Genomic DNA, 26062 nt, shown 5'->3' with positions numbered 1-26062 from the left:
CATTGCGGACCTAGAGTCCCAACTCGCGACAGTCCAAGGCACGGCGCCGCGCAAGCGCGTCAACTACATTCGGCAGAAGTGCAAAGGACTCTAGTTCATGTCGCGACCCACCGCGAAGAAGCGCGCTCCCGCTAAGAGCGCGGCGAAGCCGAAGGTTGCCGTTGCCCGGCGCGCCGTGTCGCGCATCCAACGCAAGGCCGCCCCGGCGAAGCCGAAGCGCGCCGCGACGAAGAGCGTCGTGGGCGCCCCGGCGCGCCGGACCTTCACGCGCGGCATGGACGCGGGCAAGACCGGGCGCCGCCTCACAGCCATCCCGACGAACGCCGCCGCGATCAACACGCAGATTCGGAAGTACGGGAAGAACGTGGTGGCGCGCTCGCGTTACCTCGCGCTCAACAACCCTTACGCCGCGATGGCCAAAGAAGCGTATGTGTCTGCGCTTGTCGGCTCCGGCATCAAGCCGTCGCCGCTGATCAAGGACTCTGCGATCCGGGAAGAGCTTAACCGCGTGTGGCGGTTGAGCACCGACGAAATGGACGCCGACAACTTGTCGGACTTCTACGGCATGCAAGCCACCATCGCTTCGGAGATGTTCGAAGCGGGGGAATGCTTCGTGCGCTTCCGCTCGCGCCGTCGCGAAGATGGACTCATTGTACCGATGCAACTGCAATTGTTGCCGTCGGAGATGTTGGACACCGGCCACAACGAAGTCTTACCGACCGGCGGGCGCATCGAATGCGGAATCGAGTTCTCGCCCATCGGCGCGCGTGTCGCCTATTGGTTCTATCGCCAGCACCCCGGCGAGTACGACGCGGCCGTGATGGGCAATCGCGAGAAGACGCGCGTGCCCGCCGAAGAAGTCATGCACCTTTTTCGCCCGGTGCGCGCTGGCCAAATTCGCGGCATTCCGCACACGCTCGCGGGCATGGTCACGCTTGCAATGCTGGACCTGTACGACGACGCGGAGTTGGAGCGCAAGCGCGTGGCCGCGCTCTTCGGCGCGTTCGTCACCCGCGACGGCGTGTCTGACGAAGAGAACCCCTTCGCTGGAACCGCCGAGTCCGACGTGGACGGCGGCGACTTCAGCTTGGAGCCCGGCGCGGTCGTGGACTTGAGCCCGGGGCAGGACATCAAATTTGCGGAGCCCGCCGACGTGGGCGCCACCTATGAGCCGTTCCAGTACCGCGCGCTTCTCCGCGCTGCGGCGGGCTTCGGCACCACCTACGCCGACATGACCGGCGATCTACGCATGACTTCCTACGGTTCGATTCGCGCGGGCCTTGTCGGCTTCCGGCGCCGGATCGAAGCGCAGCAACACCACGTGATGATTTTCCAATTCTGCCGCGTGGTGTGGAAACTGTGGTTTGAAACCGCCGTGCTCAATGCCGTCTTCAAAACCTTCACGGCCACGCTCTACGTCGCGGACCCGCTGAAGTACCGGGACGTGAAGTGGATTACGCCGAAGTGGGAGTGGATTGACCCGCTCAAGGACCGGCAAGCCGAAAAGCTCGCGGTGGACTCTGGCTTCAAGTCGCGAAGCGATGTCATCGAAGCCGAAGGGTACGACCCGGAGGAAGTGGACGCGCGGATTAAGGCGGATCAGGACCGCGCGGCCGGACTCGGCATCACCTTCATTCAACTGTCTTCGTCAATCGTCGTGGCGCCCGACGACGGAGATTCCTTCGGCACCGATCAAGCGGACATCGCACCGGCCGCGCCGGGCGTCACCGTAGACGAATAAGCAAGGGGGCCACTATGGCAAAGACTTGGTTCAGGGCGAAGGCCAACGGCGAGTCGTCGGCGGAAATCGCAATCTATAACGACATCGGCGCGTGGGGCGTTTCTGCGCAGAGCTTCTACGACGCGTTGAAGGGCGTCGGGCCGGTGGACAATCTGGACATCCTGATTTCGTCCGACGGCGGCGACGTAACGACGGGCTTTGCCATTTACGACATGCTGGCGCGTCACTCCGCCTACAAAGTCGCTCGCGTGCAAGGGCTCGCGGCGTCCATGGCTTCCGTCATTCCGATGGCCGCCGACGAAATCGTGATGCCCTCCAACTCGTTCATGATGATCCACAACCCGTGGGGCGGCGTCGTCGGCGAGAGCGAGCAAATCAAGAGCTTCGCCGAAGTGCTGGACATGATGCGCGACAACATCCGCGGCGCCTATCAACAGCGCACCGGACTCGACACGGCAAAAATCGCGAAGATGATGGACGCCGAAACGTGGCTTACCGCTGACGAAGCGGTCAAGCTTGGCTTCGCGGATCGCGTGGACAACCCGATGGAGGTTGCCGCCCGCTTCGATGTGGCCAAGTTCACCAAAGTCCCGAAATCGTTCGGGGCTCATTCGAAGGAAAAGACCATGACGACCAAGACGAATGACGCCGCGAACGGCGGCGGCGACAACGGCGGCGATTCCGCCACGAAGACCCGTGAAGAGATTGTCGCGGAGGCGAAGGAGATTCGCTCTCTGTGCAAGCTCGCGGGCAAGGCGGAACTTGCTGATAAGTTCATCGAAGACGGCAAGACCGTTTCCGATGTCATCGGCGAGCTTGCCAAGCTCCGCGACGCGGACACTGCGAAGGGCGAGTCGGAGTCGACCAACGCGCACCACACCACGACCAACGGACGCCAGTCTCAGGCCAAGACCGTGGACCCGGTGGACATCTTCGACCGCTTCAACAAGGCGTCGGGCAAGCGCTAAGGCGCTCGCCCACAGACTGCAACCCGGTTCAACAGAAAAGGAATCTTGAGCCATGACCACCGTTGTTAAGACCGAACCCCAGCACCGTGGGGAGTTTCTCGTTTCGGAGGCGAACGGCACCCGCTCGCGCGAAGTCGGCACGCTTTCGTCCGGCAACGTCGCGAAGGACGGCCGCGTGGTGAAGCTTGTCGGCGGGGAGCTTGTGCCCGCCACCGGCTCCAACGCTGCGGGCGTCTCCGATGAAGCCATTGTCGGCATCGTCTTGGGCGATCACGACGCCACCGCCGCCGATGTGAAGGGCGTGGTCTACCTCGCCCGCGACATCGAAGCGAAGGCGTCGGCCGTCACGCTGCACGATGTGACCGGCGGCGGTGCCGCAGCGGCCACCACGGCCGTGAAGGACGCGCTGGCCAAGCTCGGCATCATCCTGCGCTAAGCGGGGTATTCGTTACTTGATCCGGGGCCAAGGCCCCGGATAGGCTTCGGCCACCATGACAGTGAAATCAGCACAACGATTTTTCGCGCTAGGAGGCGCACACTGTCATGAATTTCGCGGATATTTTCGGCGACGACGCGTTCTCGCTGACCAGCATGATTGCTGCCATCAACGAAGTGGACCACGTTCCGTCCCGTGCGGGTGAGCTTGCTTTCGCGGGCACGGCCGAAGGCGTCAACACCACGTCCATCGTGATCGAACGCAAGGGCGAAGCGCTCACGCTTGTCCCGACTTCGCCGCGCGGCGGTCCGGCTCCGAAGGAGAAGGCCGACAAGGGGAATCTGCGGTCCACCGTCATCCCGCACATTCAGATCGAAGACACCGTGCGCGCCGATGAAGTGATCGGGGTCCGCGAGTTCGGCACCACCGATCAGATGCGCACCGTGCAGTCCGTCGTCAACGGCCGTCTGCGCAAGATGGCCTCGCGTCTGGACCTGACCTTGGAGCATCACCGCCTTGGTGCGCTGATGGGCCAGATTCTCGACTCGGACGGCTCCGTGCTTACGGACTTGTTCGAACTGTTCGGCGTCAAGAACTCCGCCGATGTCGTCGGCCCCGAAGTCTTCGATGTGGACTTTGACGGCCTCGCGTCGGAGAAGACGGACCTTCGCGTGAAGTGTCAGGTCATCAAGCGCTTCCTTCAGCGGAACGCCAAGACCGTGCTTCCGGCGGGCTGGACCCCGTGGGTGTTCTGCGGCGACAACTTCTTCGACGCGCTGGTTTCGCAGCCCGACGTGAAGGAAGTCTATAAGCAGACTTCGGAACAGGAACGGCGCCTTGGCGACAACTACGCCTTCGGCGTTTTCGAGTTCGGCGGCATCGTGTGGGAGAACTACCGCGGCACCGACGACAACACCACCGTGGGCATCAACACCGACGAAGCACGCGGCTTCATCGTCGGCGCGCCGGGGCTCTATTCGGAGTTCTACGCACCGGCCGACTACATGGAGACCGTGAACACGCTTGGCCTTCCGCGTTACGCCAAGCTCGCACCGGACACGAAGTTCAACAAGTTCGTGGACGTGGAAGCGCAGACCAACCCGCTTCCGCTGTGCATGCGGCCCAAGACGCTGATCAAGCTCGTTAAGTAACGGGCGCGAAGAGCTAACGCAGAGCGGGGGCGCTGCGTTGGGTGGGGAGGGGCCGGGCTGCGGGACACGCGCCCGGCCCCTTTTGTTTTGGGGCGTTCATCATGTCGCAATTCTACACGGTCCGGCCGGAATGGCTTGGGGCCACCGCATACATCATTGCGGGCGGCCCCAGCGTTCGGCGGCAGAACTTGAACATGCTCAAGGGCCGCCACGTGATCGTGGTCAATTCGTCGTACGAAGCATTCCCCGACGCGGACTTTTGCTTCTTCGCGGACTCGCGATGGTGGGAAGACCACAAGACGCGAGCGGGCATGCGGTCCTTCAAGGGCCGGGTGGTCGCAGCATCGCAATCCGTGGCCGGTGAGGGCTTGTTGCGCGTAAAGCGCATCTATCCACCGCCCGGCCTCGCGGACGCACCGGACACCGTGGCAACGCAGCGGACAAGCCTTCAAGGCGCGATGAATCTAGCGGTGCATTTGGGCGTGGCTCGGATCGTGCTGTTAGGCGCCGACATGGGGCGAGCGCCGGACGGTTCGTCGCACCATCACTCCCCGCACAAGTGGCCGAACAAGCCCGGCAATCAAACGTGGGACGTGCAGATGGCCCAATTTCGCACCATCGTGGAGCCGCTGAAGGCACGCAACGTGGACGTGGTTAACACGTCCCCGGATAGCCGGTTGCCGTGGTGGCCGAAGCGGCTGTTAAGCGAAGTGGTCTAGGGGCGCATTCGTTACTGGAATCCCCAGCCCGGGGCCGCTTCAATCCCGGCGCAATTCGGGACGGAGCCCATGGACTATCAAGCCGCCTTACTTGACCCGATCTACATCACCGTGGGCGTGCCGTGCACGCTCACCATTGGCGCCGTGGACCGCCCCGTGATCGCGCTGGACAAGACGGCGGGTTTTGCCCTGCCCGTCGGCAACGGCGAGGTGCAAACGGTTGCCCCCGCGGCCGTCGTGCGCATGCGCGAGCTTGCCGCGCTTGGCGTGGCGCCGGACGACGTGGACGACGCCGCCTTGTCGATTAACGGCGGCGTGTGGGTGGTCGTAAGCCATCAGATGAAACCCTCTCCGAAGGGCGAGGCGGACGGCGAAGTGATTCTCTTGCTGAAGAAGAAGCGCGCATGACGGACCCCCGGGAGAAGATTCTAGCGCGGCTCTTCGACGTGCTGACAACGGCGGCGGAAGCGGCGGGCGGACACGCGTTCCGCAACGTCGCCAAGGTGCCGGAACACAAGATGCCCGCTATTCGGCTCTTCGACGGCGACGAAGCGACGGATGAAGCCGCCTTCGGCCGGGGCCGTCCGGCGAGCGGCCCGCTGATCGTGGCCGCTACGCCCGAAATCTTCGTGACGCTCGCGAACGACACCGAAGCGCTGGGCACCGAAATCAACACGTGGCGCGCCAAGGTCATCAAAGCCGTGTTGACGGACGCAACGTTACTGGAATTGTGCCATAACGGTGATGTACGCTACCTAGGATGCTCTACCGCACTCGGTGAGGGGCGCGAGATGACCGGCGATCTAGGACTCGCCTTCGCGCTCAACTACGCGCTGCGGCCAGCGCAATTGCCATGACAGTGAAAATCAATCGCGATTTTTAAGCGCTAAGGAGGCGCAACTGTCATGGAGCCCACTTCACCGTCCATTCTCAATTACACCATCGGCAAGGGTATCGCTTCGCTGAAGCGGCTTGACCTTGCCGAAGCGGACTTCACGCCCATGGGCAACTGTCCCGCTTTCGAGTTTACCCCGGACCTTGAGACGCTGGACCATTTTTCGTCCATGGCTGGCGTCAAGTCGAAGGACCGCACGGTGGTCATTTCGAAGTCGGGTACGCTGAAGATCACGGCGGAAGAGTGGACCACGCGCAACATGGCAATTGCGCTCCTTGGCTCCACGTCCACCAATTCGGCCGGTCAGACTGTTATCGACATCTTCAGCGAGAACAGCATTCCGTGCGAAGTCAAGTTCACCGGCACCAACGACGTGGGCCAGAAGTACGAGTGGCACTTCCTGCGTGTCGAGTTCGTGCCGTCGTCGGCCATCTCGCCGATTTCGGACGAATGGGGCCAGCTTGAAGTCTCCGGCAACGTGGTTGCGGTCAACAGCAAGTTCGGCACCGTGACGCACATCGGCGGTGAGGGCGACAACCCGTCGGCCTAACGCCAACGACCGCCGCGCCCGAATTGCCGGGCGCGGCTTCCGCCCACCCTAGAATTTAGAACAAGGAATTTTGACAATGCCCGGCCTTCTTGACGTAGCCCCCTCTTTCGCCTCCCACTCCATCAACGGCACCGAAGTCACCGTGACGGGCGTTTCCGCCGCGGGCTTCGCCGTGCTCTTGGACCGCTTTCCGGAAGTTCGCGCGCTTCTCACCGGCAAGCCGGTGGATATGAGCCCCGAAGACATCATGGCCAAAGTTCCGGCCGCAATCGACGCGATCTTGGCTGCGGGCACCGGCAACCCCGGCGACCCGCGCGCCGAAGCCATCGCGCACAACCTCCCCGCGGGCGATCAGTTGGAGCTTCTGAAGAAGATCGTGGACGTGACGATGCCCAAAGGTGTTGGCCCTTTCGCGGACGCGCTCATGGCAATCATGGGCGGACTCGGCGTCGAATCTATCAGCATTCCGGGTATGAACTCGCCGCAGCCATCGAACGGTTGATTGCCTACGGGCATCGGCCGGACGACGCGTGGAGCTACACGCCCCGACAGTTGACCGCATGGCTATTCATTGCGGAGCAACGCAGGAAGGTGGAGCGCGCGGAGTTCATCAACAGTTCTTTGATGGCCTCGCGCGGCGATCCGAAGGAAGTGCAGAAGTACCTTAAGGCGGAGTTGGACCAATGAGCATGCGTTTCCGCGTGAACGACGTCGCCGAAGAGGTGCGTATGGCGTTCATCGCGGCACGCGTGCACGCGGACCCCTCCATGTTCTCACAGATCACGCGAGCCGCTACGGGTGCCGTGCGGCAAGCGGGTTTGCAGCTAAAAGCCGTCGGCCGCAGCAACATTGCAAACGCGGGCTTCTCCAAGCGGTGGCAAAACGCGTGGCGTGTCAACGTGTATCCGAAGAGCGGGTACTCACTGAAGGCGGCGGCGTTCGGCTTCCATAAGATTCCGTACGCCGACATTTTCGAGAGCGGCGGAACCATCAACGGCAAGGGCGGCTTGCTGTGGATCGCGCTTCCCACGGTGCCGAAGCTCGGGCGCGAGCGCGCGACGCCGCGCAAGCTCGCGCAACGGGGCGTGAAGCTTTTCACGCTGAAGCGGCCGGGCAGGACTCCGTTGCTCGCCACGAAGGTGCGTGGCGGCGTCACGGGCAAGGCGTCATTGGCGAAGCTCCGCCGCGGCTTGTCCGGCAAGCGTGGCTCCGTGCAGTCCGTGCCGCTTTTCTACGGCGTGCGCACCGTCACCATGCCCCGAAAGTTCAACCTCTCCGGCGCCGCCGACACCGTACGGGCGCGGCTCCCGGAACTCTACTTGGCACAGTTGGAGGCGTAAGCGATGGCCGGGAAGACAATCACGCAGCGCATCCAGCTTGTCGGCGGCGACGAAATCAAGCTCCAACTTCAGGGCATCGGCCGGGCCGGTGAGCTTGCCTTCACGCGTCTAACCGCTGCGGCGCAAGGCGCCAATCTCGCGAACGCCACGAAGGGTTCGGAGAATCTAACCGCCGCGGCGGCGCGGGCGGGCGAGCTTTCCGGCCGCCTCAAAGACTTGCAAGATTCAATCGGCAACCTCACGTCGAAGTTTCCCCAGCTTACGCAGGCCGTGGGCCGCTTTGCGCAGCGTATGGCTATCGCGACAGCGGGAGCCGCCGCGGCTGGCATCGGGCTCGCGAAGGCGGCGAGCAACATTGCAAAGCAAGTCGGCGGGCAGAACGACGCGTTGGAGAAACAGACGCAAGCGCAGATTGACGCGAACAACGAAGCGTTGGCTGCGGAGACGGCGCAAATCAACTTGGAGTCTGCCATCCGCAAGCTGAACCAACAGCTTGCAACCGGCAAGATCACATATTTGGAGTATGCGCAGCAAGTCCGCCAACTCAAGACTGACTTCCTCGAACAACAGCGCGTCGCTAACCAAGTGGCGGACGCGCAAAAGCGCGTGAAGGAAGAGAACGAACGGCTGCAAAAGCAACTGAAGGACCGGCAAGCGTATCAGCAACTCGCCGATACATTCGGCGGCCCGTTGTTGTCGTCGCTAATCCAGTTCGGAAATCAGGTGGACGCTATCCGCCAGAAGTTCGTTACGAACTTCAGCCCGGCGGCGGCGAAGCTCATTGACACCATTGCGGGCGTGGTCGCGGCGAACTCCGGCGCAATCAACAAATTCTTTCAAGACGCGTCCACGAAACTGGAAGCGTTGATTGGCCAGAACGGCCCGCAACTGAGGAAGTTTTTCGAGAACATCGGCGCCGCCGCCGCTGCGACGTTTAACGGCCTGATCGCGGCCGCCCCGGCGGTTATCGACTTCTTCAATAACCAAATCGTTCCGGCGGTAACGAAGGTTGTGGGCTTCTTCAACGGGCTGGCGAGCGTCATCAACTCTGTATTCGGCACGCGCATCACGGGCGGGTCTATTGTTATCGTCGCAATTCTTGCGCAGATGACCGGATCAATCCGCTTGCTGATGGCCGCGACGCGCACCCTTGGCGCGACGTGGGGCGCCCTTGGTGGCATCATCACTTCAGTGGGGCAGTTGCTTAACACGCTCTTCGGAGGCGGCGCCGCCACCGGGGCCATCATCCGCATGGGAACGGCCGTGGCAACGTCGGGCGGGCTCTTCAAGCTTATGTTCAACGTGCTGCGTGCTGGCATCCCCGTCTTTGCCGCGCTCGCAACGGCCGTTGCGTCCACCTTCGGCATCACGTTCGGCGCGGCCGTGGTCGTGGTTGGTGCGCTCGCCGCGGCGCTCGCGATCCTGCTAACGAAGGTTGACTGGGGCGCCTTCATGACCGCTGCGGGCAACGCAGTCACGGGCGTGCTTGCTTTCCTCGCGCAACTTATGCAAGGAGCGCAGAACATCGCGGCGGCCTTGATCGCTGTGCTAACCGCCGCGTGGGAAGGCATCACGGGGGCGGCTACCGCCGCCGGGCAAGCCGTCTCCGACGCGTGGGCCGCGGTCGTCCAGTTCTTCACGGACGCGTGGAACGGCATCACGCAGGGCGCGGCCGACATGATGACCGCGATTGTGGACGCGGTGACGACGGGTTTTCAAACCGCGCTTGCGCAAGTCAAAAGCTGGTTTGACGCCGTGGTGAACTTCTTCTCCGACATCATCGCGAAAGCTAAGGCGGTGGCCAGCGCGATTGCAAGCGCTGTGGGCGGCGGCTCCGACGGGGGCGGCGACGTGCAGTCCCACGCAGGCGGCGGCTACATTCGCGGGCCGGGCTCCGGCACAAGCGACTCCATCTTGTCGTGGCTCTCCAATGGTGAATTCGTCGTCCGCGCGGCGGCCGTCCGGAAGTTCGGCGTGGGCTTCTTCCAAGCGCTCAACGCGCTTCGCAACCCCGGCGGCTTCGCCAGCGGCGGCCTTGTGCGTGGCGTCGCCAGCGCCGTCCTTCCGCCCATCCCGCGCTTTGCTGCGGGCGGCCCGGTGATGGTGGGCGCGGGCGCGAGCGGCGGCCGTCCGTTCACGCTTCAGATTGGTGGCGAAGAGTTCACCGGACTCACCGCGGCGGACGACACCGTGAACAAGCTGGAACGCTTCGCGACGCGCAAGCAAGTGCGCAGCGCCGGGCGCAAGCCGAATTGGTATAGGGGCTAAGACAATGAGCAACGAAACCTTGTTGACCATCAGCGGGCCGGGCATGAACCCGTACGCAGCGCGCGGGCTCACGCAGACGCTGGACCCCATCAACGCGGCGGCGTCGCTGCGCCGTACGATTAACGGCAAGCTTCGCGATTTGTCGCAACCGCAATTTCGCAAGTACACGTCCACCATCACAAGCCGCGATCAGATCGCGCCGCCGCTGGACGGCGTGTGGCCCGGCGACTTGTTGACCGTCGGATGTGTCGCGGAGCTTTCCTACCCCACCGCTGGCGGCGCGCCGCAACGCACGCCCGTGGCGGGCTCTTCGCGCACAGACGGGAGCTATACGTTCTATCGCCCGTCGCTGTTGATGCGCGTCATGTCCTACACGACGCAGGAAGACGAATACGGCCGCGTGGTGTCGTGGTCGTTGGTGCTTGAAGAGGATTGATCCAATGGCGGACGGGCCTTTCTATTTCGCGTGGGTGGCGGCGGACGAAACCACCTTCGCCGCCGAACACATGCGCGTTGACGAAGAAATCTTCGACTTCGCGCTTAGCCACAGCGAAGGTGACTTCGCAACGCTCACGATCACGGTGGAGAACCCCAAGGTTGGCTTCCTCGCGCCCGGCCGCAATGTGTGGGCGTGGTTCGCTTTCAACCCCGTTTATGACCCGGACGCGGCGCCGTTGTTGGCTGATGTGGCGCCGCTGTTCTTCGGCCGCGTCGTCGGCATGCCTAACGACTTGGACAAGGAGACGGTTTCGATTCAGTTCGTCGCGCGCCCCGAAGACTTCGGCGCACAAAAAGCCGCGCTCGCGGAAGCGATGAAGGTTGCGCCGTATTGGGACCCCGTGTGGCTCTCCGAAGACGCACGGCAAGACCCCGACAGCGTGTTGGAGTCGCGCCCGCAGTTGTGGGCTATCGACCGCAAAACCTTGGCGGTGTCCGCGTCCGACATCATCAACGGCGAAGACGGAACCGTGACCTTTGACGAAGGCAACGTGTTCTACGACTCCGTGCAAGTCACTTATGAGGGCTCGCCGCTGCGCACCGTCAACGTGACCGGGACCGTTACGTGGACGCAGGCCGCGGCGGGCGAGGTGGACTTGTCGAGATACTGCAACCACGGCGCCGCCTACTCAATCGTGACCTACACGGGTGACGGACTTGAGAAGGCGTGGCCCAAGGCGGGCGCGAGCTTCGGCGGCGGCTGGAAAGTGGGGTCAAGCTCAATTCAGCAAATCGACGGTGCCAAGTCGATTTGGTCTTGGGGCAACAATGAGGCTACCGGCCTTCTCTTTCTCCCATGGGAAGGCAAGAACGTGCTGTGCCCGTCGTGGGCCTTTCCGCAAACCGTGCTCGCCACGCGCTTTCCCGGAAAGTATCTCCGCGTCGCGAAGCAAACGTGGTTGGGCAAGCTCACGGCCGCGTACGACGCGAAGCGCGACAAGGGGGAAACGGTGTCGTTCTCACTTACCGCCGACGTGCAAAAGGTCATCACGGAGCCCGACGACGGCGAGCACTTGGAACTGTCCTTCGCGTCATCAGACGTTGCGGCGGCTATCGATCCGGGAGGCGCGCTCCCCATCGGGTCCGTTGTCAAGCGCTCTTACTTCACGACGGAACGCGGAGCGCAGAGTCTCGAATATCTGTTGGCGTTAGCGCGCTCGCGGTTGATCGCAGCCGCCCGTTGCGTGCGCGTGGCCTTTGAGGTGCCCTTCGCCGACGCCGTAGCCGCGGACTTGTCGTTGCGCAAGAGTGCTGTACTCCATGACATCCGGCTTCCGGGCGCCGTCGCGGGCGGCAAAATCACAGCTTACGAACTCACCGGCAACGGCGATAGCGGCGAATTCAAGGGCGCCGTGACGCTGGCGTGCTCCGTCGGCCGGGGCGGCACCGTGGAGTCGGCGGCGGGCTCGCCCACCTACGTGGAAGAAGGCTATGTGGAAGCGCCGTGGCAACGCTACGAAGGGCAATACGTCATCCCCGGCCCGGGCGATGTAGCGTACGAATCAATTTTGGGCGGGCCGTACAGTGATGACGGCGGCTTCGATTTCGAAAACCTCACGCCGTCTTCCATCGTTAAGAAGGTGACGAAGACGAACACGTGGGACACGCAAGAGGCGGCCATTCCGGTGTCGGCCGATGAACCGGCCGCCGTCTTCGACAAGTTGAACGAATTCCCGTGCACGTTCCAAATCGACTTGAAGCCGATCACGTCCGGGCCGTTCGCCACAACCTTCAACGTTCAAACCACGGCCCTGAAGATTCCGAAGACAATCGACCTTGAAGCCGAAGTGGTGTCGTCATGAGTCTTGAAAAAGTTGTCCGCCCCTTCCAAGCCGGAGATGTGTTTGCGCCGCGGGTGATGCCCCCGACGCAACCCGCCGTCGTCATCACGGATGACGACCCCTCCACGCTGACGTGGGAAGCGAAGAACTCCGGGGACTACGACTTGGGCGAAGACCCGTGGCTTAGCGGCTTCAACGCTTCGTGGATTGAAGACAAGTCGCGGAGGCAAACGGAAACCGTGCGCGTGCAGAACCCGGACGACGACACGCAATATGTGGACATCGAACGCATCAACAAGGCGGTGTTCAAGCGTCGCGCGACCGGCGAAGAACTCGCAATTGGAATCGATTGGTGACGAGTCATGGCTCAGACGATTTACAAAGGGACGAAGGACGACCCCGGCCGCTTGGACCTTTGGCAAAATGTCAAGTTGGTGAATTGGGGTGACGGTACTTACATTTTGATTTCTGCGACCGTCACTACGTCGTTTTTGGTGAGCCCATCGGATTCTTCGTATGCGTTGGTATCCGACGCGCACGCTAATTGCTCCTTGCTTGATCTATCGGAGGGCTTCGACGTTACGTTGTCAATCAAAGGAGGGATTGACGTTACTGGCGACGTGCCGAACTTCACGGCTGGCGGCGAACCCTACACGCTCACCAAGACGGACGTGAAGGACCACGTGTCGTTGACGAACTACCGGCAAGGCGTCCCGCCCTTCACGCCGCTTGCACCGCCCGGTCTCGGATACGTGCAGCGGGTGACTCCCGTCGGCCCGTCGTTTTCCGTATCGGCGAGCGTGAACGCCGAACACAAAGTAGGTGCGGGCGTGGAGAGCTTTAGCGCTGCGGGCGTCACGGTTGCGCTAGTCAAACTGGAAAACTTCAAAACGGGCGCGAGCGTTGGCGGGTCCGGGGTGGCCATCAAAACAGTTTTGGCCAGCGGCGGCGTGAGCGCGGATGGTTTGAACGGGCCTTCATCGGCTTCCGGAATTATCACCTTCGACGCGACCACGCAGGAAATCACAGTGACCTAAAGGGCATTCGTTACTGGATTTGCAGCACGATAGGCGGTTGGAATCGGGCTTTCCCTCCTAGCAGGAATGTAGAGCCCATGCCGCCGTTTTCACCTACTATTGTTTATCGTACGACGGACCCGGCCCAATGGGGCACGGGCAAAGGCTCGCCGCTTCTTGCCGAAGAAGCGGACTCGAATTTCTACCAGCTTGTGCAAGCCATCGAGAGCGTGGCGGCATTAGAGCCGCACGAAATCACATCGATTGATGTCACGCCCGAAGGGGTGATGACCATTCACCTTGACGGTGGCGCGACGTTCGGCCCCTACACCTTGCCGGTTGCGTCGCTCACGTACCGCGACCAATGGGCGCCCGACACCACGTATTTTAAGAACGACTATTTCACCGAAGGGTCCGGCCTCTATCTGGTCTTGCAGAATCACACGTCCGAAGGCGTGTTCTCGCCCACGTCTGGAAACGGCCTCGGGCTGTTCTACAAGCTGATTCTCGCGGGCGCGTCGGGCGGCGGCATCGGCTCACGTTGGTATACCGGGAGCGGCGCGCCCAGCACGATCACGGGCCAAGCCGAAGGCGACTTGTACTTGGACGACACGACGGGCGACGTGTACGAATTCGCTTCGGAATGGTCCTTGGTGATGAACATCAAGGGGCCTTCGGGTCCGGCCGGCGCGGACGGCGCCGACGGTGCGCGCGGATCGCTGTGGTACGAAGGCACGGGCGCGCCGGGCACGATCACGGGGCAGGCCGACGGCGACGTGTATTTGGACACCGCGAGCGGCGACGTTTACAAGCGCGCGTCGGGCGCGTGGTCTCTCACGGGCAACATCAAGGGGCCGCAAGGCGACCCCGGCGGCCCTGAAGGTCCGGCCGGTGCCGACGGTGCGCGCGGATCGCTGTGGTACAACGGAAGCGGCGCGCCGGGCGCTATCGCCGGGCAGGCTGACCGCGACATGTATTTGGACGACGCATCGGGCGACGTGTACGCGCTTGCGTCGGGCGTGTGGGGCCTAGTCGGCAATCTCAAGGGTCCAGAGGGCGCGCCGGGCGGCGGCGGCGGTGGCAGCGGCACCGCGGATATTCTCTCGCCGGACAAGAAGACCGGGACGATTGCCTCGCAGAAGAAGGAATACGCATCTGTTGCCGGTTCGGCGACGGTGACGCTTGTTGACTACGCGGGGTTCGGCTACGTCGATACGTTGCTGTTCGCTGCGCAGTACAGCAATGGGGCGAGCTTAACCGGCGGCACGATCAACATCTACATTGACGGCAATAGCACCCCGGACATCTCCGTGGGCTTGGATGTGTTCTTCCAATCGCTCTACATGACCGGCGCGACGGCTCCCAACCGCTACTTCCAAAGCAAGTTCTTCAGCGTGAACACCGACGGCGGAAACGTGATGTCCTACATGTCACGGCTTCCGATTCCGTTCGCATCTCACGTCAAAATCGAAATCGTCAACGGCTCTTCTTCAGCAATGACCGTGTGGAGCACAGCGACAATCCAAACGGGCGTGGCCAACGATTGGCCGCGCACGCGTCGCCTACACGTGGACACCATTTTGGTGAACCCGGCGGCGAACGCCACGCTGATGCCGGTCAACGTGATCGGTAAGGGCCGCCTTGTCGGCATTTGGTGTTTGCAAGACGACTTCCCCAATTCTTTGGCTCCGAAGGGCGCCGCGTGGGAAGGCAATTGGCGGTTCTACATCGATAGCGCCACGAAGAAGTGGAAGGCGTCCACGGCGTTTTCGGCGGGAGACAAGATCATTGACGCCAACGGCAATTTGCAGACGGTTGCGACCGGCGGCACTACCGGCGGCACCACGCCCACTTGGAATCAAGCCGCGGGCGGCACGACGACCGACGGCGGCGTGACGTGGACGCAGAAGCCCGGCGCGCCCAATCAAGTGTGGCGAGCGTCCGCGGCGTTCGCGGCCAACATGTCCATTCTGGACCCCAACGGCAACGTGCAGCGCGTGACGACGGCGGGCACGTCCGGAGCCTCCGCGCCGACGTGGGCGACATCGGCCGGAGCGACGACCACAGACGGCGGCGTGACGTGGACGAACCAAGGAAGCGCCTACGAAGTCGCGAAGTATCAGTCCAGCGGCGGCGAAGACTACTTCGGCTTTGGCTTCTACGGCGCGGGCCTTGATGCCATGTCTTCGTCCAACGGCGAGATTGGCACCGGCTTCTGTCTTGCGAGTCCCATGGTTGCGACATCGCAGACGCGCGCCTTCTATCGCTACCATCTCGCGGACCCTATCACCTTCGACACGTCCTTGGTGATCACGTGGCAAGTGGGCGACACGTCGCAAGTGGCGTGGACCGCGGGCGGCCCGCGGATTTGGGTGACGGTCTATTACTACACCGAGACGTAGCGCTAAGGGCCGGGGCAATCGTTACTGGATTAGCCCCGGCGCGGTGCTCATAGTCGGGCCTCATTTTGAAAACGCAGGCGCGTTTAGCAAAAGAGGATTTCCCCATGGATGAGCCCGCTTCGATCCGCTACAAGAACCCCGGCGCAATGTGGGGCGGCAATGCCGTCTCCAAGAAATGGGGTGAGACGGGGAACGTCAAGCTCAACGACGGGAAGGGGCAGAACAACCACATCGCCGTCTTCCCCACTTACATTCAGGGCATTTGCGCGCAAATCGATTTGTGGCGCGGCCCGCGTTATCGGAACAAGCCGTTCGCCGCTGCCATTGCTGTTTGGTCCGGCGGCAATTCGGTTGAGTCCTACATCAAGTTCGTGCTCGACCGCGTGCCCGGCATGAAGCGCGATACCATCATCAGCGACGCGTTTCTGAATTCGCCGATGGGCCTTGCGTTCTTGAAAGCGCAGGCTTGGCATGAAGCGGGCAAGAAATACCCGGCGCCGGACTCCGACTTCGCGGAAGCGCAACGGCGGGTCTTCGGCGGCGTGAAGCCCGTGGCGTCCGCGGCCAAGAAGCTCGGTGGTGCAATCGCCGTCGGCACCACGTCGGGCGGCACTGCGGCCGGTTCGGGCATGTCGCCCGGTGTCGCGCTCGCGATCGGCCTTGCCGTCGCGTTCGTCGTCTTCATCGGTTGGAAGTGGTGGCAGTCCAAACACGCGGACAAGGCGGCGTCTCCCGCCGCGCCGGAGCCCGCACCCGAAGTGGACCCCGGCCATACCAGTGACCCGCAAGGCGCGGCGCGGGCCGCGTTGGGAGTCTGAAGCCATGTTGTCGGCCCAAACCCTGATGCTGTTGACCATCCCCACCATCATTGTGGTGTACGTCCTTGCCGTGCGCCCGGTGCTGCGTGAGCTTCCGCAGTTCAAAGCGCTGTACGCGGAGGCGGATGGCTTTTGGCAAAAGGTTTGGGCCGCGTGCGGCAAGAGCGCGCTTCTTGCCGGGTCGTATGTCGCGCAAGTCGTCGGCTGGATTTTTCAAGCGCTGGACCCCATGGCCGAACTCCTTGGCGATCCGGACCTAAAGCAGCGCATCGCCGACGCGTTGCAAACGAACCCGAAGGCGCTGGGCTTGGTCATGTCGATTATTTCGGCGGTCATCATCGCGGCGCGTTTGCGTTCGCTGTTCAAGGGGGCGTGACATGCTCACCGCTATTCTTGCATTCTTTCAGGCGGTCCCCGCGATCTTCAGCGGCGTAACCGCGTTCACGCAAGCTTACTACGACGCGAAGGTGCGGCTTGTCGCGATCCGAGTCGGCGGTGACGTTGACGTGGCGAAGCAAATCGTTTCGGGCGTCGTGGCCGAAGGGCAGACACGCATTCAGTTTTTGAACGCGGTGGCAAACAGCAAATTCCTGATGTTCATCGTGGGCGGCTTCGCGGCTCCTTGGATGTTCTATCAAGCCAAGGTGGTGATGTGGGACAAGATCATTTGCATGTGGGTGCTAGGCACCTACGGCTTCACGCCGCCGGTTGAAGGGACCGTGGGGACGTGGGCCGGATGGATCATTGGCGGCATCTTTGGAACGGGTGGCGCAATGGCCGTCGGCCAAATGTTTTTCAACAGGCGCGAACGATGACGGCGCGCAAGAAGGTGGCTACTCCCAAGATTGACCCGGCGATTCTGCGGGCGATTGAGGCAACGGCGGAGAAGGCGGCGAAACGCGCCGTTACCCGGGCCATGAAGCAATTCATGCTTCAGCTAGGCACCAATGCAATCACACCCGAAGGCATCAAGGAGAGCCAACAAGACGCGGCGTTCTTGCACCGTATGCGGGTGAGCGCGGAGTCGGCGCCGGGCAAGCTGGGGCTTGCGGCGCTTGGTGCGCTCCTTTCGTTGGTGGGCGGCGTCATTCTCTTCTTCTTCAAAAAGTATTTCGATCAGCATTTTAATTGAGTGTAGCGCCATGACCGAAGTTGCCGCCGACGAACTGAAGAAGGACGTGGAAGCCTACGTGGCGACCGGCGGCAATCGGTCCGCCGCCGCGCGCTTGCGGAAGCTCCCCCGCAAAACATACAACTACCGGCTTGAAGTCGCGCAAAAGAAGCTGGGGATTCAGCTAGGCAAGATCGTGGACGGCCGCGTGGACTACGTGCGCGCCGTCAAGCGCCCGCTTCCGAAGGGAAGGAGCGTCGCGCGCTACATCCTATCGTCGGTGCAGAACAACACGCACCCGCACCCGGGCTTCGCGAACTTGGAAGCATACGCGGAATGGCTGCGGAGCTTCGGCACGTGCGAAATCATCTTGGGTTCGTACAGCTACGCAATGGACGCCTACGGCGCGAAGGCCGTGAAGCGCGGCACCTATGAGAAGGCGGCGGACCGCGGCGCGCTTGGCAAGATGTGGTACGCGCCGGAGCTTGAACCGTATATCCGGGACGAGTCCTTGGAGCTTGCGCCCGGCTTGGTGTGGTGCGGCGAGATGAACATTTTGCCGACGGCGGCAAACCCGCTCACCGGACTCGAAGACTACAACGGCCGCAAGTCCAACATCATCCCGCACGCCAAGCACGCTTTGGAATCCGTGGCGTCGCTCGCCGACGAACCGACGAAATTCAACTATTCAACTGGCACCGTCACGCAGCGCAACTACATTCAAAAGCGGGTCGGCATCATGGCCGAACGCAAGCACAGTTACGGCGCCTTGCTTGTGGAAGTGGACGCGGGAGGCAATTGGTACGTGCGCCAACTGCAAATCGGCGACAAGGGCGAGGTGTACGACATCGGCCCGTCGGGCTATCGCGGCGTGCGCATCGAAGGCGGCAAGGTGGACGCGATCAAGATCACGGAGGCGCCAGCGCGCACGTTCCTTGAAGCGATCACGTGGGGCGACATCCACGCGGCGGAGATGGAACTTTGGGTCCGGCAACTCGCTTGGGCCGTCGGCGGCATGCTGGACCAACTGGCGCCGCGCAAGCAATTTTGGCACGACGTGTTTTCGATGCGCTCGCGCTCGCATCACGAAATGAAGAACTTCCACCGCACCTATGAGAAGTGGGTGAACGACGAAGGCAACGTGGAAGGCGAGATGCAAGTTACGGCGGATTTCATGACCGAAGGCCATCGCCCTTGGCTCGAAACGCTTGTGGTGCGTTCGAACCACGACCAACACTTGGACGTGTGGTTGAACACCGCGAAGATTGAGCGCGACCCGGAAAACGCCCGGTACTACGCGCTCCTTCAACACAAGATGCTGGAAGCTATCGACAACGGGGAGCGGGACTTCAACGTGCTGGAATGGGCGCTCCGGCGCTGCGGCATCCCGAAGGCCATCCGCTTCCTTGGTGAAGATGAATCCTATGTCATCTGCCGCACGCGCGACTTCGTAGGCATCGAATGCGGCTTGCACGGCCACCTTGGCCCGAACGGGGCGCGTGGCTCCACGCGGGCGCTGAAGAAGCTGGGGCGCCCTGCGAACAAGGCCCACGACCACAAGGCCACGTGGATGGACGCCACGTTGTCGGCCGGTGCGTGCTCGACCAAATTCCCGTACATGCGGGGACCGGGCGCGCATTCAATTTCGCACATCGGCACTTTCGAAAACGGCGCCCGGCAAATCCTCACCATGTGGGCCGGAAAGTTTCGCGCGTGATCTACCGGCGGCCACGCAGGCGGCCCCGGTGGATTGGCCTAACGAACCCGCTAACGGCGCTCGCGCTGTGGTTTCTGATCTTGGCGGAGTGCCGACGCAATAAGAGCCCCATACAGTGGGGCTCCATGCTTCGGGCTCTTGGGTCCCGGCCAGTCCGGAATAACGCACGGGCGGGGCGCGCTGCGAACGCTACCGCACCGAATCCGGGTTGACCTTCAGGCGATCCATAAGGCGCAAGAGCCGGGCGACGGGCTCCGGGATGGTCCCGCCGTTCGCGTAGCCGTTCACGGTCCGGAGCGTGACGCCGATGGACTCGGCGACGTGCTCTTGGTTCCGGAACTTCAGCCGCTCCACCACGGCGTTGAACTCGCGGGCGTCCATTATGTCACGGCCTCCTTCGCCTTGATGCGCTGGACGACGGTTTGCGCTTCGTCGTCATATTGGCTGTGCTCTTTCACGGTCGCGGAGATGCTGAAGCGCTCGCCCGCCTCCGCACGGAATGACGAAGACTTGGACACGATGCAATGCCCGGCGGCGTCGTACATCGTGACAATCCACACCGTATCCGTGGTCCACGGGGCGTTGAAGGCCGGGCGCTGGAAACTGGCAACGCGGGCCACCGTCACGTCCAAGCCCTTCAGGCGCTCGCCTACCTTGCCGACGTGGCGCGACGCGGCGCGCTGTGCCGCCCGCTCTTCGATCCGGGCCACGGCGTCCACAACCGCGGCGGCTTGCTTGAAGGTGATCGAAGCGCGCTCCGTGGCGCGGCCCATCACGTCGGCGATGAACTCAACGTCCATGTGCGGGGCGGCGATTTCATACAACTGCGCATAGTCGGCGCGGAAGGCGTCGCGGCGGCCCGCGCGTTCGGCTTCGATAGCGTCGGCGCGCTCCTTGGCCTTCGCCGCGCGGCGCGCGTCGGCCTTGTCCTTTGTCGCGTTGAGCTTCGCGAGGCGTTCGGCCGTGTAGAGCTTGACGACTTCCACACCGCCGTCACCGCTACCGCCGCAATCAAAACAGGTGTAGCCGGTGTGCGCCCACTTCTGCGCACGGCCCGCACCGCCGCAGCGGTTGCACTTGCGGCGGCGAGTGGTGTAGGCGGCGCCCTTGTCGTTGTAGCCAACGGCTCCGGTGTGGGGCTCGCCGTAGCGGGTAAAGAGTTGGTCGGCCATGGTCCCGCTCCTTACTGCACGCGGTCGTCGGCGGAGAGAACGGGCGACATGGAAAAGCGGCCCATGGGGTCGATTGCTTCCATGCCGTTGGAGATGCGGACCTTGCGGCGGGTCTCGCGGCCATCGCGCGAGCGAATGGTAACGGTCTTGTCGGTGCGGCCGACGACTTCGAAACGGAAGATGCAATCATGATCGCAAATGGAGCGGGTGGCATAAAAGCCGGTGGTGAACTTCAGAACGTTGTCGTTGGCGGCGGTGGTCATGTGACTGTCTCCCGTGTTGCTGGGAAGACCTTATTGCGCAACGGATGCGTACGCAATGGTTGCGTAGTGAGATGGTTAACGGCCGGTTAAACCGGCCGCCACTCCTTGTTGGCGTTGTCCCATTCGTGGGTTTTCTTCCACCCATCGAACCGCGCTTGCTGCGCTTCAATCTCTGCGGTCACGTTCTTAATGTCGGCGGCGCGGTCTTTAAGGTCCCGCTTCTTGATGGAGTCGAAGTCGTGCGCCCACGAATAGAGGCGGAGGGACACTTCGTTCTCCGCGCGGATCGCGGCGAAGGTCTCGCGCGTCACGTCGGCGGCCTTCTCCGGGCGGCGGCCCCACGCGTCGGCCTTCTCCGCGTAGTCCGTGAAGGTGATCCGCACCGGAGCTTCTTCCGCTTCGACGCTCGCGCGGGCCTTCACCGCGTCGGCCTTCCACTTCTTCAGGCCCTTAATCAAACCGCCCAAGCGGTCGCGGCTCACTTCGAACGGGGCGAACTTGGCGCCGCTGCACGATGCCGTTTGCCACCCGCCGCCCGGGCGCTGGTAGCCGTGATGGGCAATAGTGCCGGTGTTGGCCAAGAACTTCTTGCCGCAGCACTGGCAAGTCATCGTGGCGGCGTCGCGGGCCATCTGCGCTTCGCTCTTCACAACCGGAAGCTTCGCCGAACCGCGCTTGGCAACAAGGGGCTTCGCCTTCTGAATCAACTCATGGGCGGGGAGCCACGCGGCGATGAACGCGGTGTAGTCCTTCAGCGCCGGGACCTTGGACGCGCGCTTGTGCGCCGTCGGGAGCCCGGCCGCGCCGCGCACGAAGGCGTCCCCGTGGTAGGCGGCGAGCCACCAATCGGATTGGTGGTGCTTGTGTTCGTGCGGGCCGGTGGCCAAGAAGGCTTCGGCGCTCTCTTCGACGGCGCGGTTAAGCGTGTCCTTGGCGTCGGTGAAGTCAACGTTGCGGATCACGCCCGCCTTGATGCCGTCTTCAAGCTTGGTGATTGCGGCGTCCACCATCGCGGCGCGGCGTTCGGTGAGGTGGGTCTTAATGGTGGTGAAGTCCATGTCACTGTCTCCGGGTGATGCGAAGACTCTACTGCGCAACCGATGCGTACGCAACGGTTGCGTAGTACGATGGTTAACAGCCGATTAATCCCCGTAGGCGTCCCGGCAGAACTTGCGGTGGGCCTTCGCGTCGGCCTCCGCCTCATAGGCCACTTGCGAAAGGTAGCCGTCCAGTAACAAGGCGGCGTCGTACCGGCCCGTGGAGTCGCAGCCCCAAAAGCGCTTGGTGTCGCCGTCGAAGCCTTCGCACACCGTGCCGTGGTATTCGTCGGCTTGCTTCGCGTTGCCCGTCACGGTGCGTTCGTCCGGGCGGAAGTCGTACTTGGCGGCGATCCGGGCGACCGTCTCCGGGGTGAGGTGCTTATAGGCCATTGCGGGGGCTCCCTGTCGTTGCTATGTTCCGGATAACGGAGGGGCGTTCTGCCCCTCCGCCACCGGACTTTAGAAGTTCCAGAGGGTCAGGCTTATGGTGAGGCTGACCCTCTTTCCTTTCCAAGTCACGGAAAGCACCCACAGCATGGGGGCCTCCGTTTCCCCGGCGGGATTGCCGGGTGAGCGCATCGTACGGCGCATTTTTAAAAACACAAAGCTCTTTTCAAAAACGAAGGCGGGAGGGTTAACAGAACCCTACGGCCCGCGAGCGCTCGCGCCCGGCTGGACCCGCTAAGGTGGGGAAGAAGCGGAGGTGGGGAAGAAGGTGGGGAAGAGCCAGAAAGGCTGCGTATTTCCGCAGAAAAAAGCCTTTCGTGGCCGCACGCATGACGGCGACGCTCGATCGCATCTCGAACGGTCGGCTTCTCGTCAACGTCGTCACGGGCGGCGATCCCGTCGAGAACAAGGGCGACGGCATTTTCCTCGGCCATGACGAGCGCTACGAGGTCACCCGCGAGTTCCTCAACGTCTATGGCGATCTGCTCGCCGGCAAGACCGTCAATGCCGAGGGCAAGCATATCCATATCGAGGGCGGCAAGCTCTTGTTTCCGCCGGTGCAGTCGCCGCGCCCGCCGCTCTATTTCGGCGGTTCGTCGGATGCCGGCATCGATGTCGCGGTGGACACCGTGGACAAATATCTCACCTGGGGCGAGCCGCCGGCTCTTGTTGCCGAGAAGATCGCGAAGGTGAGGGACGTCGCCGCCGCGCGCGGCAGAAAATTGTCCTTCGGGATCCGGCTTCACGTGATCGTCCGCGAGACCAATGAAGCGGCCTGGCGTGCCGCGAACGAGCTGATCAAGCATGTCAGCGACGAGACCATCGCGCTGGCGCAGAAGAATTTTGCCCGTATGGACTCCGTCGGCCAGCAGCGCATGGCGCAGCTCCACGGCGGCAGGCGCGACAAGCTGGAGATCGCTCCGAACCTGTGGGCCGGCGTCGGCCTCGTGCGCGGCGGCGCCGGCACGGCGCTGGTCGGCGATGCCCAGACCGTCGCAACGCGCATCAGGGAGTATCAGGACCTCGGCATCGATACCTTCATCATGTCGGGCTACCCGCATCTGGAGGAAGCCTATCGCTTTGCCGAGCTGGTCTTCCCGCTGCTCTCGCTGGAGCAGCCCAGCAACGTGACGAAGCTGCACTTCAACGGCGGTCCCTTCGGCGAAACGGTCGGCAGCGATTTCCGTCCGCAGCATCGGGTGTCGCAATCATGAGCGTGATCGACAGCATTGCCCTTCCGCGCAGCGTACGCCTGCCGCGGGCAGACGGCCTCATTCAGTGGATCGTGCCGCTCGCCATCATCGCGATCTGGCAGGTCGCGAGCGTCACTGGCTTCGTGCCGACGCGGGTTCTGCCGGCGCCCAGCGACGTCATGCTCGCAGGCTGGAAGCTGCTGCTCTCCGGCGAGCTCGTCCGCAACATCTGGGTCTCGTTCTGGCGCGCCTCGATCGGCTTCTTGATCGGCGGCAGCATCGGCTTCGCGTTCGGGCTCGCCAACGGCCTGTCGCAGCTCTCGGCCAAGCTCACCGACACCACGCTGCAGATGGTGCGCAACGTGCCGCATCTGGCGCTGATCCCGCTGGTCATCCTGTGGTTCGGCATCGACGAGAGCGCAAAGCTGTTCCTGGTGGTACTCGGAGTCTTCTTCCCGATCTACCTCAACACGCTGCACGGCATACGCACGGTCGATCCGCAGCTGATCGAGATGGGCCGCATCTACGGCATGACCGATGGCGAATTGTTTCGCCGGGTGATCTTCCCGGGCGCGCTGCCCTCGATCTTCGTCGGCATCCGCTTCGCGCTCGGAATCATGTGGCTGACCCTGATCGTCGCCGAGACCATCGCGGCGTCCTCGGGCCTCGGCTACATGGCGATGCAGGCGCGCGAGTTCATGCTGATCGACGTCGTCGTGCTTTCGATCCTGATCTATGCCCTGCTTGGCAAGCTCGCCGACAGTGCCTCCCGCGTGCTGGAGCGCCTGACGCTCTCTTGGCACCCCGCCTTCCAGAAACGTTGAGAGTGACATGCAGACAGCGCTTCGTAGCTCCCTTCCGGAAACCGACCTCGCCAGCCGCGCCAATTTCGCGCCACATGCCCGTATGGTGCGCGAGGAGCGCCCGGCGACTGCCGCGGGTTTGCCGCTCAGCATCCGGGGCTTGCGCAAATCCTTCGGCGACAACGAGGTGCTGCGCGGCATCGATTTGCACATTCCCGCCGGCCAGTTCGTCGCCATCGTCGGCAAGAGCGGCTGCGGCAAGAGCACGCTGCTGCGCCTCATCGCCGGCCTGGAGAAGATCGACGCCGGCAGCATCAGCTTCGGCCAGGATATCCAGCCCGAGGACATCCGCGTCATGTTCCAGGAGCCGCGGCTGTTGCCCTGGGCGCGTGTGCTCGCCAATGTCGAGGTCGGGCTCGGCCGCGATCGCGCGTCGGAGGATGCGCATGCGCGCGCCGAGAAAGCCCTGAGCGAGGTCGGGCTGGCCGAGAAGCGCGACCAATGGCCCTCGGTGCTGTCGGGCGGCCAGAAGCAGCGCGTCGCACTCGGTCGCGCGCTGGTCTCCCGGCCGCGCGTGCTCGCCTTCGACGAGCCGCTCGGTGCGCTGGACGCGCTGACCCGGATTTCGATGCAGCGCCTTTTGGAACGCGTCTGGCGCGACCAGGGCTTTACCGCGATCCTTGTCACCCACGACGTCTCCGAGGCCGTCGCGCTCGCAGACCGGGTGCTGGTGATCGAGGAGGGCCGGATCGCTCATGACGTCACGGTTAACGCGGCCCGGCCGCGCCAGCGTGGCTCAGCTGAGCTTGCGGGCCTCGAAGGCTCGATCCTGAACCACCTGTTATCGGCGGACGATCGTACCTAAATACAGGGAACCCCGCTTGGGGGAGCAACGCCATGAATGTAGTGCCCCGCGATCTCATGACCGAAATCCCCGTCTCGTCCGCCGATTTCCGCGGCGCCTTGCGCCATCTCACCGGCGGCGTCAGCGTCATCACCGCCGGGCGGGGCAGCGACATCAGCGGCATGACGGTGACCTCGGTGACCTCGCTGTCGGTCGAGCCGCCGACGCTGCTGGTCAGCATCAATCGCGATGCCTCGTCCTTTCCGCTGATCCGCCGCCATGGTGCCTTCGGCGTGAATATCCTCAATGCCGATCAGCTCGATGTCGCCGAACGTTTTGCCGGCAAGGGCGGGTTGAAGGGCGCCGACCGTTTCGCGGGCGCCCAATGGGTGAGGGCGGTGTCGGGCGTTCCGCTCCTGGTCGGCGCCTTGTCGGCGTTCGATTGCGAGGTCGAGGAGATCATCGAGCGGCATTCGCACGGCATAGTCATCGGCCGTGTCAGGGATATCAAGAGCTCGAGGCGGACTGCGGCGCTGGCTTATTGGCACGGCCAGTACGTGGCCGTCGACCAGGACGAAGACGCGGTCAAGCTTGCAGACGTCAGCGTCCCTGCGCGCGCCCGGCGCGGCATTTGATCGCCGCCATCGCTCGCGCAAGGCTGGCGTTTTCCCCGCCACCGCTTTAGAAGCGCCTGAGCCTTCCGGATCGGGGGCGGCAATGGAGCGGATGGATGAAGCGCGTCGCGACCTGGGCCTTCTACGCCATCGGCGCGCTCGCGATTGCCTATCTCGTGCTCTACGCCTACGCGATGTTCAGCGGCGAACCGATCGTGCCGGGCGACCCCATCCACATCTTCCGCAGGCCCGACGCGCCGAGTTATTCGTAGAGT

General features: G+C 63.1%; 30 protein-coding genes and 1 pseudogene. 26 read left to right on the top strand and 5 right to left on the bottom strand.

Annotated elements, in window-relative coordinates; translation table 11 throughout:
* Positions 1-97 precede the first annotated feature (97 nt).
* From IVA91_RS27820 to IVA91_RS27720, 21 genes are all read left to right on the top strand, one after another.
* A complete protein-coding gene (locus IVA91_RS27820; protein ID WP_247459581.1) occupies positions 98-1741 on the top strand; it encodes a phage portal protein in 1644 nt (547 codons plus the stop codon).
* 14 nt (positions 1742-1755) lie between these two features.
* Positions 1756-2709, top strand: coding sequence for a head maturation protease, ClpP-related (locus IVA91_RS27815; protein ID WP_247459580.1), 954 nt, complete (start codon positions 1756-1758; stop codon positions 2707-2709).
* Between the two features lie 52 nt (positions 2710-2761).
* The gene (locus tag IVA91_RS27810) at positions 2762-3145 is read left to right on the top strand and encodes a head decoration protein (protein WP_247459578.1); all 384 of its coding nucleotides are present in this window, start codon (positions 2762-2764) and stop codon (positions 3143-3145) included.
* 107 nt (positions 3146-3252) lie between these two features.
* Positions 3253-4296 (top strand): major capsid protein, encoded by a 1044-nt coding sequence (locus IVA91_RS27805; RefSeq protein ID WP_247459576.1) that lies wholly within the window; start codon positions 3253-3255, stop codon positions 4294-4296.
* Between the two features lie 101 nt (positions 4297-4397).
* Positions 4398-5015 carry a hypothetical protein gene (locus IVA91_RS27800; RefSeq protein ID WP_247459575.1) on the top strand — a complete coding sequence of 206 codons (618 nt, stop codon included), beginning with the start codon at positions 4398-4400 and terminating at the stop codon, positions 5013-5015.
* Positions 5016-5084: 69 nt separating this feature from the next.
* On the top strand, positions 5085-5423 hold the full coding sequence (locus IVA91_RS27795) for a hypothetical protein (RefSeq protein WP_247459573.1): 339 nt from the start codon (positions 5085-5087) through the stop codon (positions 5421-5423).
* A complete protein-coding gene (locus IVA91_RS27790; protein WP_247459571.1) occupies positions 5420-5872 on the top strand; it encodes a hypothetical protein in 453 nt (150 codons plus the stop codon). The genes IVA91_RS27795 and IVA91_RS27790 overlap by 4 nt, the downstream gene beginning before the upstream one ends.
* A gap of 48 nt (positions 5873-5920) precedes the next feature.
* The gene (locus IVA91_RS27785; RefSeq protein WP_247459569.1) at positions 5921-6460 is read left to right on the top strand and encodes a hypothetical protein; all 540 of its coding nucleotides are present in this window, start codon (positions 5921-5923) and stop codon (positions 6458-6460) included.
* A 76-nt stretch (positions 6461-6536) separates the two neighbouring features.
* On the top strand, positions 6537-6962 hold the full coding sequence (locus IVA91_RS27780) for a hypothetical protein (protein ID WP_247459567.1): 426 nt from the start codon (positions 6537-6539) through the stop codon (positions 6960-6962).
* A gap of 181 nt (positions 6963-7143) precedes the next feature.
* Complete coding sequence (locus tag IVA91_RS27775) at positions 7144-7800, top strand: DUF6441 family protein (RefSeq protein ID WP_247459565.1); 657 nt, start codon at positions 7144-7146, stop codon at positions 7798-7800.
* A 3-nt stretch (positions 7801-7803) separates the two neighbouring features.
* A complete protein-coding gene (locus tag IVA91_RS27770; protein WP_247459564.1) occupies positions 7804-10068 on the top strand; it encodes a hypothetical protein in 2265 nt (754 codons plus the stop codon).
* Between the two features lie 4 nt (positions 10069-10072).
* Positions 10073-10504 carry a hypothetical protein gene (locus tag IVA91_RS27765; RefSeq protein ID WP_247459563.1) on the top strand — a complete coding sequence of 144 codons (432 nt, stop codon included), beginning with the start codon at positions 10073-10075 and terminating at the stop codon, positions 10502-10504.
* A 4-nt stretch (positions 10505-10508) separates the two neighbouring features.
* Positions 10509-12368, top strand: coding sequence for a hypothetical protein (locus IVA91_RS27760; protein ID WP_247459562.1), 1860 nt, complete (start codon positions 10509-10511; stop codon positions 12366-12368).
* Entirely contained in the window at positions 12365-12703 is a 339-nt protein-coding gene (locus tag IVA91_RS27755; protein ID WP_247459561.1) for a hypothetical protein, read from the top strand. Before IVA91_RS27760 ends, IVA91_RS27755 begins: the two co-directional genes overlap by 4 nt.
* A gap of 6 nt (positions 12704-12709) precedes the next feature.
* A complete protein-coding gene (locus IVA91_RS27750; protein ID WP_247459560.1) occupies positions 12710-13384 on the top strand; it encodes a hypothetical protein in 675 nt (224 codons plus the stop codon).
* 77 nt (positions 13385-13461) lie between these two features.
* Positions 13462-15765 (top strand): DUF2961 domain-containing protein, encoded by a 2304-nt coding sequence (locus IVA91_RS27745; protein WP_247459559.1) that lies wholly within the window; start codon positions 13462-13464, stop codon positions 15763-15765.
* 65 nt (positions 15766-15830) lie between these two features.
* Positions 15831-16583 (top strand): hypothetical protein, encoded by a 753-nt coding sequence (locus tag IVA91_RS27740; RefSeq protein WP_247459558.1) that lies wholly within the window; start codon positions 15831-15833, stop codon positions 16581-16583.
* A gap of 4 nt (positions 16584-16587) precedes the next feature.
* Positions 16588-16959: a hypothetical protein gene (locus tag IVA91_RS27735; protein ID WP_247459556.1), complete on the top strand. Its 372-nt coding sequence runs from the start codon at positions 16588-16590 to the stop codon at positions 16957-16959.
* 1 nt (position 16960) lies between these two features.
* Positions 16961-17398, top strand: coding sequence for a hypothetical protein (locus IVA91_RS27730; RefSeq protein ID WP_247459554.1), 438 nt, complete (start codon positions 16961-16963; stop codon positions 17396-17398).
* Positions 17395-17715 carry a hypothetical protein gene (locus tag IVA91_RS27725; RefSeq protein WP_247459553.1) on the top strand — a complete coding sequence of 107 codons (321 nt, stop codon included), beginning with the start codon at positions 17395-17397 and terminating at the stop codon, positions 17713-17715. The genes IVA91_RS27730 and IVA91_RS27725 overlap by 4 nt, the downstream gene beginning before the upstream one ends.
* 10 nt (positions 17716-17725) lie before the next feature.
* The gene (locus tag IVA91_RS27720) at positions 17726-19411 is read left to right on the top strand and encodes a helix-turn-helix domain-containing protein (protein WP_247459551.1); all 1686 of its coding nucleotides are present in this window, start codon (positions 17726-17728) and stop codon (positions 19409-19411) included.
* Positions 19412-19600: 189 nt separating this feature from the next.
* Here the strand turns inward: IVA91_RS27720 and IVA91_RS27715 are convergent, their stop codons facing one another.
* From IVA91_RS27715 to IVA91_RS27695, 5 genes are all read right to left on the bottom strand, one after another.
* Entirely contained in the window at positions 19601-19792 is a 192-nt protein-coding gene (locus tag IVA91_RS27715) for a helix-turn-helix transcriptional regulator (protein WP_247459549.1), read from the bottom strand.
* Positions 19792-20583 (bottom strand): hypothetical protein, encoded by a 792-nt coding sequence (locus IVA91_RS27710; protein WP_247459547.1) that lies wholly within the window; start codon positions 20581-20583, stop codon positions 19792-19794. Before IVA91_RS27710 ends, IVA91_RS27715 begins: the two co-directional genes overlap by 1 nt.
* A gap of 11 nt (positions 20584-20594) precedes the next feature.
* Positions 20595-20846, bottom strand: coding sequence for a hypothetical protein (locus IVA91_RS27705; RefSeq protein WP_247459545.1), 252 nt, complete (start codon positions 20844-20846; stop codon positions 20595-20597).
* A gap of 86 nt (positions 20847-20932) precedes the next feature.
* Entirely contained in the window at positions 20933-21904 is a 972-nt protein-coding gene (locus IVA91_RS27700) for a hypothetical protein (RefSeq protein ID WP_247459543.1), read from the bottom strand.
* Between the two features lie 84 nt (positions 21905-21988).
* Entirely contained in the window at positions 21989-22276 is a 288-nt protein-coding gene (locus IVA91_RS27695; RefSeq protein WP_247459541.1) for a hypothetical protein, read from the bottom strand.
* Positions 22277-22650: 374 nt separating this feature from the next.
* Here IVA91_RS27695 and IVA91_RS27690 point away from each other — a divergent pair.
* The 5 genes and pseudogenes from IVA91_RS27690 to IVA91_RS27670 form a co-directional block, all read left to right on the top strand.
* A pseudogene (locus tag IVA91_RS27690) lies at positions 22651-23547 on the top strand (LLM class flavin-dependent oxidoreductase); the annotation flags it as partial.
* Positions 23544-24350 (top strand): aliphatic sulfonate ABC transporter permease SsuC, encoded by an 807-nt coding sequence (ssuC, locus tag IVA91_RS27685; RefSeq protein WP_247280377.1) that lies wholly within the window; start codon positions 23544-23546, stop codon positions 24348-24350. The pseudogene IVA91_RS27690 and the gene ssuC, both read left to right, overlap by 4 nt.
* A gap of 7 nt (positions 24351-24357) precedes the next feature.
* On the top strand, positions 24358-25194 hold the full coding sequence (locus tag IVA91_RS27680) for an ATP-binding cassette domain-containing protein (protein WP_247280376.1): 837 nt from the start codon (positions 24358-24360) through the stop codon (positions 25192-25194).
* A 32-nt stretch (positions 25195-25226) separates the two neighbouring features.
* Entirely contained in the window at positions 25227-25808 is a 582-nt protein-coding gene (locus IVA91_RS27675; RefSeq protein WP_247280375.1) for a flavin reductase family protein, read from the top strand.
* A gap of 95 nt (positions 25809-25903) precedes the next feature.
* Positions 25904-26059: a hypothetical protein gene (locus IVA91_RS27670; protein WP_247280374.1), complete on the top strand. Its 156-nt coding sequence runs from the start codon at positions 25904-25906 to the stop codon at positions 26057-26059.
* The last annotated feature ends 3 nt before the right edge of the window (positions 26060-26062 follow it).

This window comes from Bradyrhizobium sp. 153 (assembly GCF_023073835.1).
Classification (GTDB): Bacteria; Pseudomonadota; Alphaproteobacteria; order Rhizobiales; family Xanthobacteraceae; genus Bradyrhizobium.
The sequence above is the reverse complement of the archived record's forward strand: the minus strand, read 5'-3'. Positions and strand labels throughout refer to the sequence as shown.

Excerpts from the sequence above, each read along its gene's own strand:
- IVA91_RS27820 (WP_247459581.1), top strand. The coding sequence starts at position 98 with ATGTCGCGACCCACCGCGAAGAAGCGCGCTCCCGCTAAGAGCGCGGCG.
- IVA91_RS27815 (WP_247459580.1), top strand. The coding sequence starts at position 1,756 with ATGGCAAAGACTTGGTTCAGGGCGAAGGCCAACGGCGAGTCGTCGGCG.
- IVA91_RS27810 (WP_247459578.1), top strand. The coding sequence starts at position 2,762 with ATGACCACCGTTGTTAAGACCGAACCCCAGCACCGTGGGGAGTTTCTC.
- IVA91_RS27805 (WP_247459576.1), top strand. The coding sequence starts at position 3,253 with ATGAATTTCGCGGATATTTTCGGCGACGACGCGTTCTCGCTGACCAGC.
- IVA91_RS27800 (WP_247459575.1), top strand. The coding sequence starts at position 4,398 with ATGTCGCAATTCTACACGGTCCGGCCGGAATGGCTTGGGGCCACCGCA.
- IVA91_RS27795 (WP_247459573.1), top strand. The coding sequence starts at position 5,085 with ATGGACTATCAAGCCGCCTTACTTGACCCGATCTACATCACCGTGGGC.
- IVA91_RS27790 (WP_247459571.1), top strand. The coding sequence starts at position 5,420 with ATGACGGACCCCCGGGAGAAGATTCTAGCGCGGCTCTTCGACGTGCTG.
- IVA91_RS27785 (WP_247459569.1), top strand. The coding sequence starts at position 5,921 with ATGGAGCCCACTTCACCGTCCATTCTCAATTACACCATCGGCAAGGGT.
- IVA91_RS27780 (WP_247459567.1), top strand. The coding sequence starts at position 6,537 with ATGCCCGGCCTTCTTGACGTAGCCCCCTCTTTCGCCTCCCACTCCATC.
- IVA91_RS27775 (WP_247459565.1), top strand. The coding sequence starts at position 7,144 with ATGAGCATGCGTTTCCGCGTGAACGACGTCGCCGAAGAGGTGCGTATG.
- IVA91_RS27770 (WP_247459564.1), top strand. The coding sequence starts at position 7,804 with ATGGCCGGGAAGACAATCACGCAGCGCATCCAGCTTGTCGGCGGCGAC.
- IVA91_RS27765 (WP_247459563.1), top strand. The coding sequence starts at position 10,073 with ATGAGCAACGAAACCTTGTTGACCATCAGCGGGCCGGGCATGAACCCG.
- IVA91_RS27760 (WP_247459562.1), top strand. The coding sequence starts at position 10,509 with ATGGCGGACGGGCCTTTCTATTTCGCGTGGGTGGCGGCGGACGAAACC.
- IVA91_RS27755 (WP_247459561.1), top strand. The coding sequence starts at position 12,365 with ATGAGTCTTGAAAAAGTTGTCCGCCCCTTCCAAGCCGGAGATGTGTTT.
- IVA91_RS27750 (WP_247459560.1), top strand. The coding sequence starts at position 12,710 with ATGGCTCAGACGATTTACAAAGGGACGAAGGACGACCCCGGCCGCTTG.
- IVA91_RS27745 (WP_247459559.1), top strand. The coding sequence starts at position 13,462 with ATGCCGCCGTTTTCACCTACTATTGTTTATCGTACGACGGACCCGGCC.
- IVA91_RS27735 (WP_247459556.1), top strand. The coding sequence starts at position 16,588 with ATGTTGTCGGCCCAAACCCTGATGCTGTTGACCATCCCCACCATCATT.
- IVA91_RS27730 (WP_247459554.1), top strand. The coding sequence starts at position 16,961 with ATGCTCACCGCTATTCTTGCATTCTTTCAGGCGGTCCCCGCGATCTTC.
- IVA91_RS27725 (WP_247459553.1), top strand. The coding sequence starts at position 17,395 with ATGACGGCGCGCAAGAAGGTGGCTACTCCCAAGATTGACCCGGCGATT.
- IVA91_RS27720 (WP_247459551.1), top strand. The coding sequence starts at position 17,726 with ATGACCGAAGTTGCCGCCGACGAACTGAAGAAGGACGTGGAAGCCTAC.
- IVA91_RS27715 (WP_247459549.1), bottom strand. The coding sequence starts at position 19,792 with ATGGACGCCCGCGAGTTCAACGCCGTGGTGGAGCGGCTGAAGTTCCGG.
- IVA91_RS27710 (WP_247459547.1), bottom strand. The coding sequence starts at position 20,583 with ATGGCCGACCAACTCTTTACCCGCTACGGCGAGCCCCACACCGGAGCC.
- IVA91_RS27705 (WP_247459545.1), bottom strand. The coding sequence starts at position 20,846 with ATGACCACCGCCGCCAACGACAACGTTCTGAAGTTCACCACCGGCTTT.
- IVA91_RS27700 (WP_247459543.1), bottom strand. The coding sequence starts at position 21,904 with ATGGACTTCACCACCATTAAGACCCACCTCACCGAACGCCGCGCCGCG.
- IVA91_RS27695 (WP_247459541.1), bottom strand. The coding sequence starts at position 22,276 with ATGGCCTATAAGCACCTCACCCCGGAGACGGTCGCCCGGATCGCCGCC.
- ssuC (WP_247280377.1), top strand. The coding sequence starts at position 23,544 with ATGAGCGTGATCGACAGCATTGCCCTTCCGCGCAGCGTACGCCTGCCG.
- IVA91_RS27680 (WP_247280376.1), top strand. The coding sequence starts at position 24,358 with ATGCAGACAGCGCTTCGTAGCTCCCTTCCGGAAACCGACCTCGCCAGC.
- IVA91_RS27675 (WP_247280375.1), top strand. The coding sequence starts at position 25,227 with ATGAATGTAGTGCCCCGCGATCTCATGACCGAAATCCCCGTCTCGTCC.
- IVA91_RS27670 (WP_247280374.1), top strand. The coding sequence starts at position 25,904 with ATGAAGCGCGTCGCGACCTGGGCCTTCTACGCCATCGGCGCGCTCGCG.